At 36.0% G+C, this 17,494-nt stretch carries 17 protein-coding genes; 8 read left to right on the forward strand and 9 right to left on the reverse strand.

The features are described from left to right. Window positions 1–19: 19 nt before the first annotated feature. Genes hemH through ES674_RS03400 form a run of 5 tightly spaced genes read left to right on the forward strand, consistent with a single transcriptional unit; the run spans window position 20 to window position 5,353 of the window. Window positions 20–1,048: a ferrochelatase gene (gene hemH / locus ES674_RS03380; protein WP_148402568.1), complete on the forward strand. Its 1,029-nt coding sequence runs from the start codon at window positions 20–22 to the stop codon at window positions 1,046–1,048. A gap of 36 nt (window positions 1,049–1,084) precedes the next feature. Further along, window positions 1,085–2,449, forward strand: coding sequence for an MATE family efflux transporter (locus ES674_RS03385; RefSeq protein ID WP_148402569.1), 1,365 nt, complete (start codon window positions 1,085–1,087; stop codon window positions 2,447–2,449). 10 nt (window positions 2,450–2,459) lie between these two features. After that, a complete protein-coding gene (locus tag ES674_RS03390) occupies window positions 2,460–3,008 on the forward strand; it encodes a CopD family protein (protein WP_148402570.1) in 549 nt (182 codons plus the stop codon). A 48-nt stretch (window positions 3,009–3,056) separates the two neighbouring features. Then, on the forward strand, window positions 3,057–4,514 hold the full coding sequence (locus ES674_RS03395; RefSeq protein ID WP_170233954.1) for a sensor histidine kinase: 1,458 nt from the start codon (window positions 3,057–3,059) through the stop codon (window positions 4,512–4,514). Between the two features lie 56 nt (window positions 4,515–4,570). Then, complete coding sequence (locus ES674_RS03400; protein ID WP_148402571.1) at window positions 4,571–5,353, forward strand: enoyl-CoA hydratase/isomerase family protein; 783 nt, start codon at window positions 4,571–4,573, stop codon at window positions 5,351–5,353. A gap of 211 nt (window positions 5,354–5,564) precedes the next feature. On the opposite strand, the gene ES674_RS03405 is transcribed toward ES674_RS03400, so the two are convergent. The 4 genes from ES674_RS03405 to ES674_RS03420 form a co-directional block, all read right to left on the reverse strand. Then, window positions 5,565–6,221, reverse strand: coding sequence for an HD domain-containing protein (locus ES674_RS03405; protein ID WP_148402572.1), 657 nt, complete (start codon window positions 6,219–6,221; stop codon window positions 5,565–5,567). A gap of 66 nt (window positions 6,222–6,287) precedes the next feature. Beyond that, the gene (locus ES674_RS03410) at window positions 6,288–7,277 is read right to left on the reverse strand and encodes an acyl-ACP desaturase (protein ID WP_148402573.1); all 990 of its coding nucleotides are present in this window, start codon (window positions 7,275–7,277) and stop codon (window positions 6,288–6,290) included. A 20-nt stretch (window positions 7,278–7,297) separates the two neighbouring features. Next, entirely contained in the window at window positions 7,298–8,035 is a 738-nt protein-coding gene (locus tag ES674_RS03415) for a lysophospholipid acyltransferase family protein (protein ID WP_148402574.1), read from the reverse strand. 108 nt (window positions 8,036–8,143) lie between these two features. Next, entirely contained in the window at window positions 8,144–8,554 is a 411-nt protein-coding gene (locus tag ES674_RS03420) for a BrxA/BrxB family bacilliredoxin (protein ID WP_148402575.1), read from the reverse strand. Window positions 8,555–8,750: 196 nt separating this feature from the next. Here ES674_RS03420 and ES674_RS03425 point away from each other — a divergent pair, with 196 nt between their 5' ends. Further along, window positions 8,751–9,515 carry a TerB family tellurite resistance protein gene (locus tag ES674_RS03425; protein WP_148402576.1) on the forward strand — a complete coding sequence of 255 codons (765 nt, stop codon included), beginning with the start codon at window positions 8,751–8,753 and terminating at the stop codon, window positions 9,513–9,515. A gap of 56 nt (window positions 9,516–9,571) precedes the next feature. Further along, window positions 9,572–9,994: a hypothetical protein gene (locus ES674_RS03430; protein ID WP_148402577.1), complete on the forward strand. Its 423-nt coding sequence runs from the start codon at window positions 9,572–9,574 to the stop codon at window positions 9,992–9,994. Between the two features lie 7 nt (window positions 9,995–10,001). Here ES674_RS03430 and ES674_RS03435 read toward each other — a convergent pair whose 3' ends face one another. The 5 genes from ES674_RS03435 to ES674_RS03455 form a co-directional block, all read right to left on the reverse strand. Continuing rightward, a complete protein-coding gene (locus ES674_RS03435; RefSeq protein WP_148402578.1) occupies window positions 10,002–11,165 on the reverse strand; it encodes a metal ABC transporter permease in 1,164 nt (387 codons plus the stop codon). Continuing rightward, on the reverse strand, window positions 11,158–12,240 hold the full coding sequence (locus tag ES674_RS03440) for a metal ABC transporter permease (protein ID WP_262712256.1): 1,083 nt from the start codon (window positions 12,238–12,240) through the stop codon (window positions 11,158–11,160). The genes ES674_RS03435 and ES674_RS03440 overlap by 8 nt, the downstream gene beginning before the upstream one ends. Before the next feature lie 169 nt (window positions 12,241–12,409). Continuing rightward, the gene (locus tag ES674_RS03445) at window positions 12,410–13,135 is read right to left on the reverse strand and encodes a metal ABC transporter ATP-binding protein (RefSeq protein ID WP_148403629.1); all 726 of its coding nucleotides are present in this window, start codon (window positions 13,133–13,135) and stop codon (window positions 12,410–12,412) included. A gap of 382 nt (window positions 13,136–13,517) precedes the next feature. Next, a complete protein-coding gene (locus ES674_RS03450; RefSeq protein WP_148402580.1) occupies window positions 13,518–14,429 on the reverse strand; it encodes a metal ABC transporter solute-binding protein, Zn/Mn family in 912 nt (303 codons plus the stop codon). Window positions 14,430–14,472: 43 nt separating this feature from the next. Further along, the gene (locus ES674_RS03455) at window positions 14,473–16,722 is read right to left on the reverse strand and encodes a TonB-dependent receptor (protein ID WP_148402581.1); all 2,250 of its coding nucleotides are present in this window, start codon (window positions 16,720–16,722) and stop codon (window positions 14,473–14,475) included. Window positions 16,723–16,821: 99 nt separating this feature from the next. Here ES674_RS03455 and ES674_RS03460 point away from each other — a divergent pair, with 99 nt between their 5' ends. Beyond that, a complete protein-coding gene (locus tag ES674_RS03460; RefSeq protein WP_148402582.1) occupies window positions 16,822–17,478 on the forward strand; it encodes a metal-dependent transcriptional regulator in 657 nt (218 codons plus the stop codon). The last annotated feature ends 16 nt before the right edge of the window (window positions 17,479–17,494 follow it).

Genomic DNA, 17,494 nt, shown 5'->3' on the forward strand with positions numbered 1-17,494 from the left:
AAAACCAAATACATTTTCAATGAAAAAAGGCATTTTACTAGTTAATTTAGGTTCACCAGATAGCCCAGAACCTAAAGATGTAAAGCGATATTTAGGCGAATTTTTAATGGATGAACGCGTAATTGACGTGCCACTTTGGGCACGCACATTACTTGTTAAAGGTATTATTTTAAATACACGTCCAAAAGCATCTGCTGCCGCTTATAAAAAAATATGGTGGGAAGAAGGTTCTCCATTAATTGTTTTATCTGAACAATTGCAAGATAAAGTTCAGGAAGCTATTCAGTATCCAGTGGCTTTAGCCATGCGTTATGGTAGCATGTCCATTAAAAAAGGTTTGCAAGAATTAGTAGATAAAGGTGTGGACGAGGTTTTTCTTATTCCATTATATCCGCAATTTGCTATGGCCACTACCGAAACTATTTTGGTGTTGGCTGAGGAAATTCGCCAAGAACATTTCTCAAATATAAAAATAGACAGTTTACCTGCTTTTTATAATAATCCAGAATATATTGAAGTGCTTTCTAGCAGTATAGCCCGAAATTTAGAAGGCATAAATTACGAACATTTATTATTTTCTTATCATGGTGTTCCAGAGCGCCATATTCGCAAAAGTGATATTACAAAATCGCATTGTAAAATTGATGGAAGCTGTTGTGCAACGCCATCACCGGCTCATGAATTTTGCTACAGACATCAATGTAAAGAAGTAACCCGTTTGGTAGCTGAAAAACTTGGTTTTGCGCCAGGCACGTATTCTACTAGCTTTCAATCGCGTTTGGGTTTTGATCCGTGGTTACAACCGTATACAGATAGAACTATTGAACGTTTAGGTAAAGAAGGTGTTAAAAACATGGCTATTGTAACGCCTGCATTTGTTAGTGATTGTTTAGAAACACTTGAAGAAATTGCCATGGAAGGAGAAGAAATTTTTCACGAAATGGGAGGGAAAGATTTCACCACTGTTCCGTGCTTAAATGCCGATGCACCTTGGGTTAATTTACTTGCAAAATGGATAAATAACTGGGCAGTTTCCGAAAATGTATAACTATTAAAGAGATTTCCATTTTCATGGGAAATTAATATGGCTAAAATATCATCTGTAGAGTTAGGTACCAGTCCTATTGGGAAATTGCTTATTAAGCAAGCTGTGCCTGCATCTATAGGTATTTTAGTGATGTCCCTTAATATTCTCGTGGACACTATTTTTGTTGGAAACTGGATTGGTTCCACGGCAATTGCCGCCATTAATGTAGTCTTGCCTGTTTCCTTTTTTATTGCCGCTTTAGGTATGAGTATTGGTATTGGAGGATCTTCCATTATTTCCCGTGCTTTAGGTGCCAATAATGACAAAAAAGCTTTAAAAACTTTTGGTAATCAAATCACGCTTACGGTTTTACTAACCTTTGCCATGGTGTTTTTTGGATTGTATTACGTGGATGCTATTATTCCTGCTTTTGGTGGTCAAGGTGCCATTTTTGAACCGGCTAAAATTTACTATAAAATTGTACTGTATGGTGTTCCTGTTCTAGCTTTAGGCATGATGGGGAATACGGTAATTAGAGCCGAAGGGAAACCCAAGTTTGCCATGTACGCTATGCTAATTCCATCCGTTGGGAATTTAGTGCTAGATTATTTATTCATAAATGTTTTAGATTATGGAATGGCAGGTGCAGCATGGGCTACAACCGGTTCTTATTTTTTATGTCTAGCTTTTATTGTCTGGTTTTTTCTATCGAAACATTCGGAATTGAAACTGAATTTATCCCATTTAGGACTAAATAGATCCATCGTTACTGAAATCAGCTCATTAGGATTTGTTACTTTGGCTAGACAAGCTGTTGTAAGTGTTACCTACTTGTTTATGAACAATATTCTATACGATTTGGGTGGCGAAACGTCTGTAACAGCTTATGCTATTGTAGGGCGAATGTTGATGTTTGCCTTATTCCCCGTTTTTGGTGTTACTCAAGGATTTTTACCCATTGCCGGTTATAATTATGGTGCCCATAAATATGAACGTGTTCGAGAAACCATTAATACAGCTATCAAATACGCAGCAGGATTGGCCACATTAATTTTTCTTATGTTAATGCTGTTTCCTGAAGCTATTACCCGATTATTTACATCCGATGTGGAAGTACTTAAACAAACGCCAAGCGCTATGCGATGGGTTTTTGCAGCAACGCCTATTATTGCGCTCCAACTTATTGGCGCGGCCTATTTTCAAGCAGTAGGCAAAGCAACGCCTGCTTTATTGCTAACCTTAACGCGGCAGGGATTTTTCTTTATTCCTTTAATTCTTATTTTACCAACCTATTTTGGCGAAATAGGTGTGTGGGTTTCCTTTCCTATTGCTGATGTTTTATCAACCATCGTAACAGGTTTTTTCTTGAGAAGAGAAATAAAAAAGAATCTTTTGCCATCTATAACTGAAATTAACACCTAATTTTATCTGTGTGGAATATTACAATTACATAAAATCCTTACATCTTATCTTTGTTATCACCTGGTTCGCGGGCTTATTTTATATTCCGAGACTTTTTGTATATCAAATTGAAGCCTTTCATAAACCTTCACCAGATAAGGAAATTTTAGGTATACAATTAAAATTAATGGCCAAACGACTTTGGAATATCATTACGTGGCCATCGGCCATTTTAGCAACCGTTTTCGCGGTTTGGTTACTCATATTACAACCTAATTGGTTGCAACAGCCATGGATGCATGTTAAGTTATTATTCGTTTTATTATTAATTATATATCAGTTAAAAACGCATCAATTTTACAAACAACTTCAAAAAGACGACGTTCGGAAAACTTCAAACTTTATGCGGCTTTGGAATGAAGGCGCCACGTTTATCTTATTTGCCGTGGTGTTTTTAGTGATTCTGAAAAGTGCCATTAATTGGGTTTTTGGCGTTATTGGAATTTTTGTCTTAGGTATTTTGCTCATGCTAGGATTTAGGATTTATAAAAATATAAGACGCAAAAATCCCAATGCATAAGTAAATTGGCTTAATTCTTGTTACCTTTCAAGCACGATATTGTATTTCATGAAATTAGCCAAGTTTTCTTTACGCCTGCGCATCTTCTTCGCCATGATTCTATTGGTGTTATTAGCATCCATACTGATAGCAGCCGTTACTATTTTTCAATATAACGAAGAAGCTAAAGCCTATCATAAAGAACGTTTGGACCGTAAGGAGGAAAATATTCGATCGAATATTGATTACACTATTAAAGCAACAACCTACGAAGTTACACCAGAAAAAATTCCGCTTATATTTAAAGATGCTATTTATGAAATAGCAACCATTCATAATATGGAAATAAATCTATATGATTTAGATGGTGGTTTGCTAAAATCATCCAAAGCGAGTTTTAATGTGGATTCATTATCCCAATGTTTGGATGCACCGGTTTTAAATGCCATTTCGCATTCTTTAGATAGGCGATATGTGCGGAAAACTGATCAAAATGGTGAAAATTATTTATCATCCTATTCGATAATTACAGATAAGCGATTTAAGCCTTTGGCCATATTGAATTTACACTATTTGGAAAATGATGATTTTTTAAATATCGAGCTTCGCAATTTTTTAGCACGACTGGGTTATGCCTATTTTATCATGTTGATAATTGCTGTTGGTTTGGCTTATTTACTTTCAAAATATATTTCGAAATCTATCAAACAGATTAGTGATAAAATGAATGAAACGCGCTTTGCAACCAGTAATAAAAAAATTGATATTGGTTCCACGAGCGAGGAAATTGCCATTTTAGTAAATGCTTATAATAGCATGATTGATGAGCTTGAAGCTAGTGCGGTTAAATTAGCAACTAGTGAACGGGAACAAGCTTGGCGCGAAATGGCGAAACAAGTGGCTCATGAAATTAAAAATCCGTTAACGCCTATGCGTTTGAGTGTGCAAAGTTTTCAGAGAAAATTTGATCCTCAAGACCCAAATATTATTCATAAAGTGGATGAATATAGTGCCACCTTAATCCAACAAATTGATACCATGAGTTCTATTGCTTCGGCGTTTTCAAACTTTGCGGAAATGCCAGCACAGCAAAATGAACAATTAAATGTGGTGTCCATTGTGAAGTTAGCTTTAGATATTTTTAATGAAGATTATATTGTTTTTATTGCCGACAAGAAAGAAGTGATAGCCAAATTTGATAGAACGCAATTAATTCGTGTGGTTACCAATTTGGTTAAAAATGCTATTCAAGCCATTCCAGATAATGGGATTAAGACTCCAAAAGTGGTCGTTGAGGTTCGTGAAGATGGCGAATTTGTTATTATTAGCGTTACAGATAACGGCAAGGGTATTTCGGAAGAAAATACAGCAAAAATTTTCGAACCTAAATTTACTACCAAGTCTAGCGGTATGGGATTAGGTTTGGGAATGGTTAAAAATATTGTGGAAACCTATAATGGAAATATTACCTTTACATCTCAATTACATGAAGGAACCACATTTACCGTGACTATTCCTAAAGAATAAAAAATTTATTAATTGAAAGCAGTCGTTTTTCGAAGGCTTTTTAAAAATCACCATATATGTCATATACCAATATCCTTTCAGAAACGAAAAATGGTTTAACTACTATTACCATAAACAGGCCAAAAAAGTTAAATGCTTTAAATAAAGAAACCATTCAAGAATTACATGATGCTTTTAAAGCAGCTAATACTGATTCTGAAACCAAAGTAATTATTATTACTGGAAGCGGTGAAAAAGCGTTTGTTGCGGGTGCTGATATTAGTGAGTTCGCCGATTTTGATGAATATAATGGCGGAAAATTAGCAGCCAAAGGTCAGGATTTACTTTTTAATTATATTGAAAATTTAGATACACCTGTTATTGCAGCCGTTAATGGTTTTGCATTAGGTGGCGGTTTGGAATTAGCAATGGCTTGTCATTTTAGAATAGCGAGTGATAACGCTAAAATGGGACTTCCAGAAGTGTCTTTAGGCGTTATTCCAGGTTATGGCGGTACACAACGTTTACCACAATTAGTTGGTAAAGGTCGTGCCATGGAAATGGTTATGACAGCGGGTATGATTGATGCGAATCAAGCCTTGGAATATGGTTTAGTTAACCACGTAACAACTGAAGAAGAACTTATGCCGCTTGCTGAAAAAATTGCGGGTAAAATTATGCGTAACTCTACCGTTGCAATTAAAGGCGCTATTCGTGCCATAAATTCCAATTTTAAAGATGGCATTAATGGTTATGATGTAGAAATTGAAGAGTTTGGAAATTGCTTTGGAACCGACGATTTTAAAGAAGGAACCACCGCGTTTTTAGAAAAGCGCAAAGCTAATTTCCCAGGAAAATAGAACTTTAAAACACGTAATTATAAACCTGAAAGCTTAATTCGCTTTCAGGTTTTTTTGTGCTAATTAATGACGCTTTTATTGAATTGAAAAATTACGAATTTGAAGTGCCACAGGTAAATTAAAAATCAGATTCACAGTCTGACTTATTTGTGAAAATTCGTGAAATTCGTGTCAAAAATCAGACGCAACTAGAGTAACTATGAATTAAAATTTATCGTTTTCCTTCCCACTCCCCATAAAACTGCTCCAAAAACTGTTCTAGAAATTGATGGCGTTGTTCCGCAATTTGTTTTCCGGTCTTTGTATTCATTTTATCTTTTAGCAACAACAGCTTTTCATAGAAATGATTGATGGTTGGGGAATCTGTTTTTTTATAAGTTTCGGTGTCCATATTCAAATCTGGTTTTATTTCTGGATCGTAAAGCACCCGATTTTTAAAACCACCGTAATTAAAGGTTCTTGCAATACCAATAGCGCCTAAAGCATCTAACCGGTCCGCATCTTGTACCACATCCAACTCTGCCGACTTGAAGGATTTGTTAGGATTTAATTCTGAACTATATGAAATATTCTCAATAATTTGTACCACATGCTCCATACGTTCAGAATCGACGTTTTGTTTTAAAAGAAATTCTCGCGCTTTTTTGGGGCCAATGGTTTCATCGCCATTATGGAACTTACTATCAGCAATATCATGAAGTAAAGCACCCAAAGCTACTACCAAAGCATCCACGTTTTCCTTTTTTGAAATGAGCAAAGCATTTTTATAAACGCGCTCAATATGAAACCAATCGTGCCCACCTTCGGCATTTTTCAGTTCTTTTTTTACAAAATCAATGGTGTTATTTATGGTTTCTTGATGAGTCATAAGTGGGTAGAAATAAGAATTCCCTTCAGCGTACTGAAAGGAATTATATGAATTAATCTGTTTTTTTTATTTTAAAGTAGCCGGTTCCACCCATTTAAACTGGTAGGAATCTTGAGGTACTTTCATTCGTTCCGATAAACGCGTTAAACGTGACGGTAACTTCATGAGATAATCTCTTGCTTTTTCAGCTTCATCAGAAAGATTGGTCATTTTATCAATATCCCAACGGACCAATAATTTATCTAAAATACCTACATAATCAGCAGACGTGTAAACGCCGATGCGTTGTGCTGTGTTTGAAAATTCTTCAAAAGCAGTTCCCATTCTATGTCCAGATTCTCTTAAAAAATGAGCTGGCATGGTGATTTTCAACTTCATCATTTGTTGAAAAGCCACCATCATTTGGTTGGGGTCTACAGCAAAAATACGTTCAACAAATTCACAATAGGCGTGATGGTGACGCATTTCATCACCTGAAATTATTTTACACATTTTAGAAAGCTGTTTATTGCCTCTATCCTTGGCCATTTTAGCCACACGGTTATGTGAAATATAGGTTGCTAACTCTTGAAAACTGGTATATAAAAAGTTTTTATAAGGATCGCGGTCGGTTCCAATATCAAAACCATCGGCTATAAGGTGTTGCGTGGTAATTTCAATTTCTTTCATGTTCACACGGCCAGATAAATACAAATATTTATTTAGCACATCCCCATGACGGTTTTCTTCAGCCGTCCAATGACGAACCCATTTTCCCCATGAATTGCGGCCTACTTGATCTACACCTTCCACATCCATTAACCAGGATTCATAAGTTGGCAAAGCTTCTTCCGTAATCATATCGCCTACTAAAACTACCCAGAAATCATAAGGTAATTCTTTAGAAAGCTCACGAATTTCCTTAACCTCTTCCAGAAAGTTTTCACCTTCGGAATTTGGTAAGAAATCGGTTGGCTGCCAAATGCTATCAATAGGAATCAAATATTTCTCAATAAGGGAATCCACATCTTTTTCAAGATGCTGCATAACTTCCAAGCGTACGTTTTTTAAAGACATAAAAAATAAATTTTAGATTTTTAAGGTATTATAGACGAAGTAATTGTGGTTTCAATTTGCGCAATAAGCTCCGCTTTATCATCAAAGATAGCTAATTCTAGAGGTTTATGAACCGTTAATGTCATATGATTTCCTATTCCCATTGGAAATTTACCATATTTTAACAACTTCCAAGAATTGTTAATTGTGATAGGAACAATGATGGCTGACGGAATTTTTTTGAACAAAATTTCCAAACCTTTTGTTTGAAATGGTTTAGGTACACCGTTTTTACTCCGCGTGCCTTCTGGGAAAATTACAGCTGCATGTTTGGTTTCTTCAATATATTCGCCAAATTTCATAAGGGCCGGAAAGGCTTGTCTCGGATTTTTTCTGTCTATTAAAACGGATCCACCATGACGTAAATTGTAAGAAACACTAGGAATCCCTTTGCCCAATTCTTTTTTGCTAATAAATTTAGGGTGGTGTTTTCGCATGTGCCACGTAATAGGCGAAATATCATACATACTTTGATGGTTTGCCACAATAATTAAAGGGACGCCCATTGGTATATGTTGATTATCTATAAATGTGTAGCGCGTTCCTAATATATTGGTAGAACGCATAATGAAAAACTGCAGCCAGTCTACACTAAATTTATGAGCTTTATAACCAAAAACATTAAAGCAGAACCATTGTATGGGGTGAAATATAATAAGCGTTAACAAAAAGGAAACCGCGAAAAGGCTAGTGAGTATATAAGCAAAAAATTTTTCCATGGTGAAAGCAAATTATGCTACAAAATTAAAATTAATAGGCAGTAAAACACAAAAAAACCACGATTATGTCGTGGTTTTTTCTGGTTATAACCTAAATTACAATTGGGCTTAACAGTTTTTATTGTAAGCGTCCATTAAATTTTCAGAAATTATTTCTGCTGGACGACCTTCAATATGATGGCGTTCAAGCATATGGACTAATTCGCCATCTTTAAATAAAGCCATACAAGGAGAGCTAGGAGGAAATGGAACCATGTGCTCACGTGCTTTATCAACGGCATCCTTATCTACACCAGCAAATACGGTTACAATTTGGTCTGGACGTTTGTCATTGGCTAAACTCATTCGTGCTCCTGGACGTGCATTTGCTGCAGCGCAACCACAAACGGAATTTATTACAAGTAATGTCGTTCCTTTTTTAGCTAAAGCTGCATCAACAGCCTCGGCAGTATGTAATTCTTCAAAACCAACTTTCGTTAAATCTTCACGCATTGGTTTTACTAATTCTGCTGGATACATATATATTCTGTTTTATACGATTAATAATTAATAACTACAAAGATACCAATTGTGTAACAAATGCGGTAAGCAATCTACTAACAAATAGTATATTTACGGAAAAATTTTGGTGTTCTAATCTCTAAATCGCCTTTAATAGCGAATTTAAACCGGTTTTGCGCCTTAAGCTAGATTTATAAAAATAAAATAGAATTAGATGAATATTTCAAAATGGATAGGAGCTGCTTTAGGTTGGTCTTTTGGAGGTCCCATTGGCGCCATAATTGGAATGGCTTTAGGTGGTTTAGTAGATGCCTTTTCTGATAGAACCGATTTGGAGTCTGTTTTCAAACAAAGTCAGCAACGTGGTGGCTATCAAACACGAAGCTCTCGGCCACAAACAAGTTCTGGCGATTTTGAGGTCAGTTTATTGGTGCTAGCGTCCATTGTTATTAAAGCTGATGGGAAGCAAGACCAACGTGAATTGGATTTTGTGCGTCAGCAATTTGCTCATATGTACGGAAAGGAACGTGCAAATCATGCGTTTCAGTTATTTAAAAATATAAATAAGCAAGAAATTCCTGTTCAGCAGGTTTGCTTGCAGATTAAGCAAATGATGGATCATGCGTCTCGCTTACAATTATTGCATTTTCTCTTCGGAATTGCTAAAGCGGATGGTCATGTTTCCGATGTGGAAGTTCAACAAATTTATACTATTTCCGGTTATTTAGGCATTCGTTCTATAGATTATGAAAGCATTAAGGCCATGTTTTATAGCAGCAGTGCTAATGCCTATACTATTTTAGAGATTGAAAAATCGGCAACGGTAACTGAAATTAAAGCTGCATATCGTAAAATGGCTAAAAAATATCATCCAGATCGCGTGCTTCATTTAGGAAAAGAACACCAAAAAGGCGCTGAGGAAAAATTCAGACAAGTGCAAGGTGCTTATGAGCAATTGCAGAAGGAAGTTGGGTTTTAATAATTTTTGCTTCGTGGTACAATTATTGAGAACCATTTGTTCTAAATAAACTTATTATGAAACAACTGATTTTCTTTGCCTTAATCATTTTTCAAACAATCGCTTTTTCGCAAGTCGAAGCCGTTAGCGGCACTTATAACTATACGTTTAATGGGTCTAATGGCTCAACTGGAGAAACTATAATCTTGCTTGCAGATGGTAGTTTTGAAATCCAGACCTTTAAAAAATTAGATGGTGGACATCCGCCTGAAGACTATACGTACGGAAAAGGGTCTTGGGAATTGAAAAAGAAAATCATTCACTTTTCAACGACAGACACAGATTTCGATTCTAAATTCACTTTAAATTTGAATACTACGCAAGCACAATTTGACACTAAATCACCTCGAGATATTTCAAATACCGAAGTACCTACAACGTTACGGATTTTTAAATCGGACGTAGCATGGCTGGTTGGGAGAACATTGGAAAAGGAATAAGGTCAAATTAGCCTCTAAACAGAAAGAAATCATCTTTCATATCTTCAATTTGCGCATCTTCATTGGTAATAATATAATCTATTGCTAATGAGGTGAAGGTATCGCCTTTATCCGTTAAGGAAACCAATTGATTTTTGTCAATGGTAATCATGTTGTTTTTTTGAGCTAAATCTAAAACCGTTTTGGCCCGAATTTTTTGCCAATTTATATGCTCTGACAAGTGATTAATATGACGTTCACTAGCTTCCGAATGATTTTTTAAATGCAGTAAAAAAGTGATTAGTGATACTTCTATTTTCTGTTGTTTCTCTCGGTACATCACGGCAATTAAACCTTTACTAGGTGCAAATAAATAAATTACTAAAAACAAAAGACCTAGCATAGTAGTTATAGAGCCGGCAATGGAAGCATCCAACCAATGTGCCAGCCAATAACCAGAAATAGCGCTAAACACGCCGAAAAACATCGCTAATCCGAGCATTTTCTTTAAATCGGTTGTTAATAAATAGGCTGCTGCTGCGGGAGCAATCATAAGTGCTACTACTAAAATAGCGCCAACGGCATCAAAGGCTCCAACGGTAGTTATGGATGAAACCGTCATTAATCCATAATGAATAGCGACAGGTGAAAACCCTAAAGAAGCGGCAAGTCCGGCATCAAACGTGCTTAATTTTAGTTCTTTAAAAAATGCCATTAGCAATCCAATGGTAATAAGAAGAATGGTTCCGATTACCCATAAAGATTTTGGGCCTACATCCACACCAGAAATAGTGAGTCTGTCAAAGGGTGCGAAAGCCAATTCACCTAATAAAACGGCATCAACATCCAAATGGACATCGTTGGCATTTTTTGCAATTAAAATAACACCAATACTAAATAAGGCTGGAAAAACGAGTCCGATGGCAGTATCTTCCTTAACCAAACCTGTTTTCTGAATTTGTTCCACTAAAATAACCGTAATAACACCTGTTAATGCTGCTAGAAGTATCAGTAATGGCGAGTTGAGATCTTGGGTAATAAAGAATCCAACTACTAAACCAGGTAATATGGAGTGACTAATGGCATCACTAATCATGGCCATTTTTCGTAAAACCAAAAATGTCCCAGGAATGGCGCAAGCCAAAGCAACCAAACTGGCAATAAGCTGTATTTCTAGTTGCGCACTACTCATGTTTATTTGTTTGTTGGTTGTACAAATTGGACGCTATTTCAAAACCTTCCGGTGTTAAGCTCCACATGTTTCCATCTAAGGTTACATAGTTTTTATCCACTAATTTTTTAAGTGTTCCACGTGTATATCCTTGAAAATTATTTAAGATTTTAATGGTGTGTGGATGGGAAATATCGTCATGTGTTTCGGCAATATGAAACATAAAGGATAGGGTTTTATGAAGTTCTAAATCGCGTCTATTTTTTATAAATCGGATTTGTCTAAACAGCAAACCACGACTTGGCGAAAACAGAAATGAAAATAAAACAAAAACCGAAGCTACTAAAACAATGACCGGCCCGGTAGATAAGTTATTTTGACTGGCGCTAATGGCTGTTCCAAAAACACCTGAAAAAGCACCGAAAATAGCCGCTAGAAAAACCATAGTCGCTAAACTATTCGTCCATTGTCTTGCGGCAGCTGCAGGGGCTAAAAGCATGGCGCTCATTAAAACAACACCTACAGTTTGCAATCCGAGAACTATAGCTAAAACAATAAATGTGGTGATGAGAATATCAATAGCTTTGGTATTAAAACCGATTGTGTGTGCGTAATCTTTATCGAATAATAATATTTTAAATTCTTTCCAAAAGAGCAATAAAACGATGAGGCAAAGACCGGTTACAATAGCCATCAACCACACATCACTTTCCACCAAAGTGGCGGCTTGACCAAATAAATATTTATCCAATCCCGCTTGATTGGCGTTTGGTTGCTTTTGAATAAAGGTTAATAATAACATTCCAAATCCGAAAAACAGGGATAATATTAAGCCTAAAGCGGTATCCGATTTTAAATGCGTTTTTGATACGATACCCCGAATCCAGAAGGTTCCAATTAAGCCACTCACCAATGCGCCTATTAGTAAGGTATTACTGTCTTTGGCTCCCGTAATTAAGAAAGCGATCGCAATTCCTGGTAAGGCGGCATGCGAAATGGCATCGCCTAATAGACTTTGTTTTCGCAAAACCGCAAAACTACCGAGCATACCCGTTACAGCGCCTAGAATGGCAGTGCCTAGCGTAATAGTCCGCAAGGTGTAATCGTTGATTAGGAGTTCTATGTATTCTAGAAAGTTTATAGTGGGTAGTTTTTAGAGGTTAGTTTTATTTTTAAGATTTTTTTGGAGACTGGTTATCATTTTAGATAATTCAACAAGTTTTTTCTTATCTCTGAATATTCGATTTCCTGCCTTCGCAGGAATTCTATTTCTGAATACTGACTTTATAATTAATACCATAAGTTTTCGTCAAGTTATCATCGTTAAAAATATCTTTAACAGGTCCTGTGGCAATTTTTTTTACATTTAAAAAAGTTACCCAATCAAAATATTCAGGAACGGTTTGTAAATCGTGATGGACAACAATAACGGTTTTATTGGCTTTTCGTAAGGCTTTTAAAATGTTGATAATGGCAATTTCTGTCGTCGCATCTACGCCTTGAAAGGGCTCATCCATAAAGTAAATAGCCGCATCTTGAACCAAGGCGCGTGCTAGGAAAATTCGTTGTTGTTGTCCACCAGAAAGCTGACTAATCTGTCTGTTTTTAAATGCCAACATGCCTACTTTTTCCAAAGCCTCCAAAGAGGCTTTTTTCTCTTTCTGGCCTGGACGTTTAATCCAGCCGAGACTTCCGTAAGTTCCCATCATAACTACATCCAATGCTGTAGTAGGGAAATCCCAATCCACACTTCCTTTTTGTGGAACATAAGCCACTAAATCACGTTGCTTGTCGTAAGGTTTGCCATAAATAGAAACACTTCCTGCAAGCGGTTTAAGAATTCCTAAAATTGCTTTTATAAGTGTTGATTTTCCAGCCCCGTTAGGACCAACAATGGCCATAAGAACGCCTTCGGGTATTTCTAAATCGATATCCCAAAGTACAGGTTTGTAATTGTAGGCAACGGTTAAATCGTCTACTTGAACGGCCATTACGGGCTTCTCGGTTTGAGTTTTATGTTCGTTCACATTTATTGGGTTTAATAATTACTTTTATATTTTTCTTGTTTTCATCAATAGACCTTAATGGCGGATAAAAACCAATGCCGACTTTTTACAGGCCTTAGTTACTACTTTAGCCCTGATAGTAGCGGCATCCTTTTTTGATTTTTTTTTCAAAAAAGATACAGCGGATGGCAGGAATAGCTACAGATATTTAATAGTATTTGTTTATCCGTTTATTTGATCCAAAAATTGCATTTAACGGCCATATTTTCTTATTATATTAAAGTACTAAATTTAATTAGTTTTCGCGTACTACCTCTCCACTTGGTTGGTTTTAAACGATGATGAGATTCCTGCCTTTGTAGGAATTTTATCTAAGCGCCTTCACAATGGTATTCACATTGTACGTAAACATACCGATGTAAGTACCTTCATCCGTACCCGCATTGCCCAAAGCATCAGAATACAAAGTTCCACCAATTTGAACATCAAATCCTTTAGATTTTACGGATGCTTGAAGTGCTTCAATAGTTCTTTTAGGAACCGAACTTTCTATAAAAATGGATTTTACTTGCTTGTCTATGATAAAGGTAGCTAAATTTTGTACATCTTGAACGCCAGCTTCCGTTGCGGTTGATAATCCTTGAAGTCCAATTACTTCAAAACCGTAAGCTTGACCAAAATAACTAAAGGCATCATGAGCGGTAACTAGAATGCGTTTTTCCGCAGGAAGTGTGCTAATAACAGACTTAATGTTTTCATTTAATACTTTTAATTTTTCTAAATAATCTGCACCATTTTTTTCAAATACGGCTTGGTGTTCGGGGTTGGCTTCTGTTAATTTTTCAACAACAAACTGGGTTATAATCTCCCAATTATGAACATCAAACCAAATATGCGGATCGTAATTGGATGCGAAATATTCGGATCCAATTAATGTTTTCACGTCTAAAGCATCTGAAACAGCAATTGTGTTGATATTCTGACTTGCCATTTTTTCAAAAACCTCTACTAATTTACCTTCTAGGTGCAAGCCGCCATAAAAAATAACATCAGCTTGGGCTAATTTGTTCACATCGCCTTCACTGGCTTTATATAAATGCGGATCTACGCCACTGCCCATTAAACCATTTACGTCTATATAGTCGCTGCCAATATTCTCCACCAAGTCAGTTATCATCGTTGTTGTTGTAACAACTTGTAGTTTGCCATTGGTTTCTTTTGAATTTTTACAACTCCAAGCGAATGCGGTGATTAATAAAACGAGAATTATTTTTTTCATAAGTCTAAATTATAGTTGCGAAGGTACTAAATAAATGCGAATTTTAGTGGAATTTATAGCGAACACCAAAGAAGAACCGAATACCTTGATTTGGTCCGTAAACATAGGATGGGTCGAATGTTAGGGCATATGGATTGTCTACAGTAGCCATGACATTTCCATTGGGGTCAAACTGTACATTTTTATCAAAAGGATCATTTGCTCGCGCAATAATAAACGGATTTCCTTTGTTTGGTGTCCAATCCAATATGTTTTTAACACCGCCATAAAGTTCAAAGTTTTTAAAACCGTCATAGGTTAATTGAATATTTTGAATACTCCAAACTGGCGAATATTCATCTCTAGGATCCAATTCACCTAACAAAGGTAAACGCATGGGTCCGAATATATTTCCTGTATAATCCACTGATAAATGCGTTGGGTAATGTTTATAGGAGAGAGACCAAACTCCGGAAAAATTTTCAGTTAATATTTGTTTGGTAACCACGCCATTTTCTTTTTGTGAAACATCTTGCCAAGTAGCGCCTATTGAAGCCGAAATGCCTCTTCCGAAAACGGCATCTACACTTAAACTAATACCTTTTGATGATGATGAACCATCTAAATTTGAATAAATAATCTGGTTGGGATTGGTGTCATAATCAGGAATAATGGCATTGGTGAAATAGGTATACCATGCTGAAGTATCAAATGTAAATTGCATCCCGCTTTTGGTATATAATTTTTTTAAATAGTTTAAGGTGATATTATAAGATTGTTCAGGCTTCAGTTCTTCTTCAATAATAACATCTCTGGCGCCTGTTAAAGCAGCGTGTTCTTCGGTAAATAGGTTTACCACGCGGAAACCGGTTCCTGCATTTAAGCGAATAATATCGCTATCCGTTGGTTTAAATCGATATGCTAAACGCGGCGTGAAAATATTTCCATGGCGCTCATCATAGTCATACCGAAGTCCTAATAATAAGCTTTGTTTTTCGTCAAAATCAATTTCATCTTGAATAAATAATGACGGAATGGTAACTTCATCCGCATTTAAAGTGGCTGTGGTATTGTCATTATAATAATTGTAACGCACCGCCGCACCAACTAAAAAGTCATGATTTCTAATTTGTTTATCCCAAATAAACTGCCCAAATCCAATGCGCTGTTGGGCTAAATAAGGCATGTCGCCATAAACGGAATTCTGGTCGTGATCCGAATATGAAAATTGAAACGTGATATCTTCGGCAACTGGCAATTGATATTCACCAATTAATTCATAACGGGAGGTGTAAATGCTTTCTGCATATACGTCATCACCGCCGCGGTAACTTTTATTCCAATTCATTTCACCGCCCCAACGATCTTCATAAAAATAACGAGCTGCTAGGGAGAATTTCCTATTATCCTTGCGTTTAAAGCTCCATTTTTGAAATATTGAAATGCGATCTTGCAAGGTGACATCGGTAAAGTTGTCGTTATTGTTATCAATGGGATTATCATATTTGAAATAATTAGTACCGAATAAAAGGGTAGCTTTTTCACCTACTTTAGCTTTAAAACCGGCATCTAAATTCCATTCGCCCCAAGAATTAATATTGGTATCCACAAAAAATGTCGGTGCGTTTTCGGGTAGTTTGGTTATAATATTAATTAATCCACCAACGGCTTCACTGCCATATAAAGACGATGCGGGTCCTTTTACAATTTCAACCTGTTCAATTAAAGAATTTGGAATTCCTGATAAACCATAAACGGTAGATAAGCCACTAACAATGGGCATTCCATCAATTAAGACCAGTGTATAAGGACCTTCCAAACCGTTAATGTGAATATCGCCTGTATTACAAATATTACAGTTAAGCTGTGGTCTCACACCATTCACGTTTTGAAGTGCTTCAAAAATATTAGGTGTTGGGTTTTTCTTAAAGAATGTGGCTGTGTAAATTTCTACAGGAACAGGACTTTCCAACCTAGAAACTGCTTTTAAAGTTCCAGTAATTACAACTTCATCCAGAGATTCGCCGCTATCTAAATTAAAGTTCACCGAAATATCTTTACTTCCAATACTAATTTTTTTACTTACTGTAGTATGTCCCGTGAAAGAAGCGATTAAGATATAATCGCCGGGAGCTATTTTATTTATGCTGTAAATTCCATTATCATTTGTGGTAGTTCCTGATGTGGTACCCTGGATATAAACACTGGCATAAGGGAGGGATTCGCCTTCCGAACTTACAGTTCCTTTAATGTTATGAGTAGTTTGTGCAAAGCTGGCTGCGCTGCATAAAAAGGCCAAAATTATTAGTCTCATTTTAAATTATTTTTACACAAAGATAAATAATTATTTAGATTAGTCTAAAAATATATTTAAGAATTTTAATAATGTATATTTGTTATATAAAATGTGATTATGATTACGTTAACAGAAGAAAATTATATTAAAGCTATTTACCATTTAAGTAAGCAAGGTGCGGAGAATGTCAATACGAATGCATTAGCTGAAGCCATGAATACCAAGGCATCTTCCGCCACGGATATGATTCGGAAATTATCGGAGAAAGATTATGCCAATTATAAAAAGTATAAAGGGGTGACATTAACCGAAACCGGAAAAAGGATTGCTATAAATATTATCAGGAAACACAGACTTTGGGAAGTGTTTTTGGTGGAAAAATTAAACTTTACTTGGGATGAGGTGCACGAATTAGCCGAGCAATTAGAGCATATTAAGTCGCAAAAATTAATAGATGAGTTGGATATATTTTTAGGTCATCCAACCCATGATCCACATGGCGATCCGATTCCGAATAAAGATGGCGAAATAACCTATGTTGAAAAAACATTATTATCGCAAGCTCAAGTAAATTTGCGTTATAGTTGTGTGGGTGTGAATGATAGTTCGTCTGAATTTTTACAGTATTTAAATAATAATAACATCAGTTTAGGTTCTATTATTGAAGTAATGCATATCGAGCCTTTTGATAAATCCATCAACATCAAAGCAAATGGTAAATTACTAACAGTTTCACAAAGTGTTGCTAAAAATTTATATCTCAAAAAACTTTAATAATAGGCCTTCCTTA

This window comes from Bizionia myxarmorum (genome assembly GCF_008086205.1).
Taxonomy (GTDB): Bacteria; Bacteroidota; Bacteroidia; order Flavobacteriales; family Flavobacteriaceae; genus Algorimicrobium; species Algorimicrobium myxarmorum.

Excerpts from the sequence above, each read along its gene's own strand:
- ES674_RS03400 (WP_148402571.1), top strand. The coding sequence starts at position 4,571 with ATGTCATATACCAATATCCTTTCAGAAACGAAAAATGGTTTAACTACT.
- ES674_RS03455 (WP_148402581.1), bottom strand. The coding sequence starts at position 16,722 with ATGAGACTAATAATTTTGGCCTTTTTATGCAGCGCAGCCAGCTTTGCA.
- hemH (WP_148402568.1), top strand. The coding sequence starts at position 20 with ATGAAAAAAGGCATTTTACTAGTTAATTTAGGTTCACCAGATAGCCCA.
- ES674_RS03430 (WP_148402577.1), top strand. The coding sequence starts at position 9,572 with ATGAAACAACTGATTTTCTTTGCCTTAATCATTTTTCAAACAATCGCT.
- ES674_RS03385 (WP_148402569.1), top strand. The coding sequence starts at position 1,085 with ATGGCTAAAATATCATCTGTAGAGTTAGGTACCAGTCCTATTGGGAAA.
- ES674_RS03460 (WP_148402582.1), top strand. The coding sequence starts at position 16,822 with ATGATTACGTTAACAGAAGAAAATTATATTAAAGCTATTTACCATTTA.
- ES674_RS03445 (WP_148403629.1), bottom strand. The coding sequence starts at position 13,135 with ATGGCCGTTCAAGTAGACGATTTAACCGTTGCCTACAATTACAAACCT.
- ES674_RS03435 (WP_148402578.1), bottom strand. The coding sequence starts at position 11,165 with ATGAGTAGTGCGCAACTAGAAATACAGCTTATTGCCAGTTTGGTTGCT.
- ES674_RS03420 (WP_148402575.1), bottom strand. The coding sequence starts at position 8,554 with ATGTATCCAGCAGAATTAGTAAAACCAATGCGTGAAGATTTAACGAAA.
- ES674_RS03425 (WP_148402576.1), top strand. The coding sequence starts at position 8,751 with ATGAATATTTCAAAATGGATAGGAGCTGCTTTAGGTTGGTCTTTTGGA.
- ES674_RS03415 (WP_148402574.1), bottom strand. The coding sequence starts at position 8,035 with ATGGAAAAATTTTTTGCTTATATACTCACTAGCCTTTTCGCGGTTTCC.
- ES674_RS03410 (WP_148402573.1), bottom strand. The coding sequence starts at position 7,277 with ATGTCTTTAAAAAACGTACGCTTGGAAGTTATGCAGCATCTTGAAAAA.
- ES674_RS03405 (WP_148402572.1), bottom strand. The coding sequence starts at position 6,221 with ATGACTCATCAAGAAACCATAAATAACACCATTGATTTTGTAAAAAAA.
- ES674_RS03450 (WP_148402580.1), bottom strand. The coding sequence starts at position 14,429 with ATGAAAAAAATAATTCTCGTTTTATTAATCACCGCATTCGCTTGGAGT.
- ES674_RS03395 (WP_170233954.1), top strand. The coding sequence starts at position 3,057 with ATGAAATTAGCCAAGTTTTCTTTACGCCTGCGCATCTTCTTCGCCATG.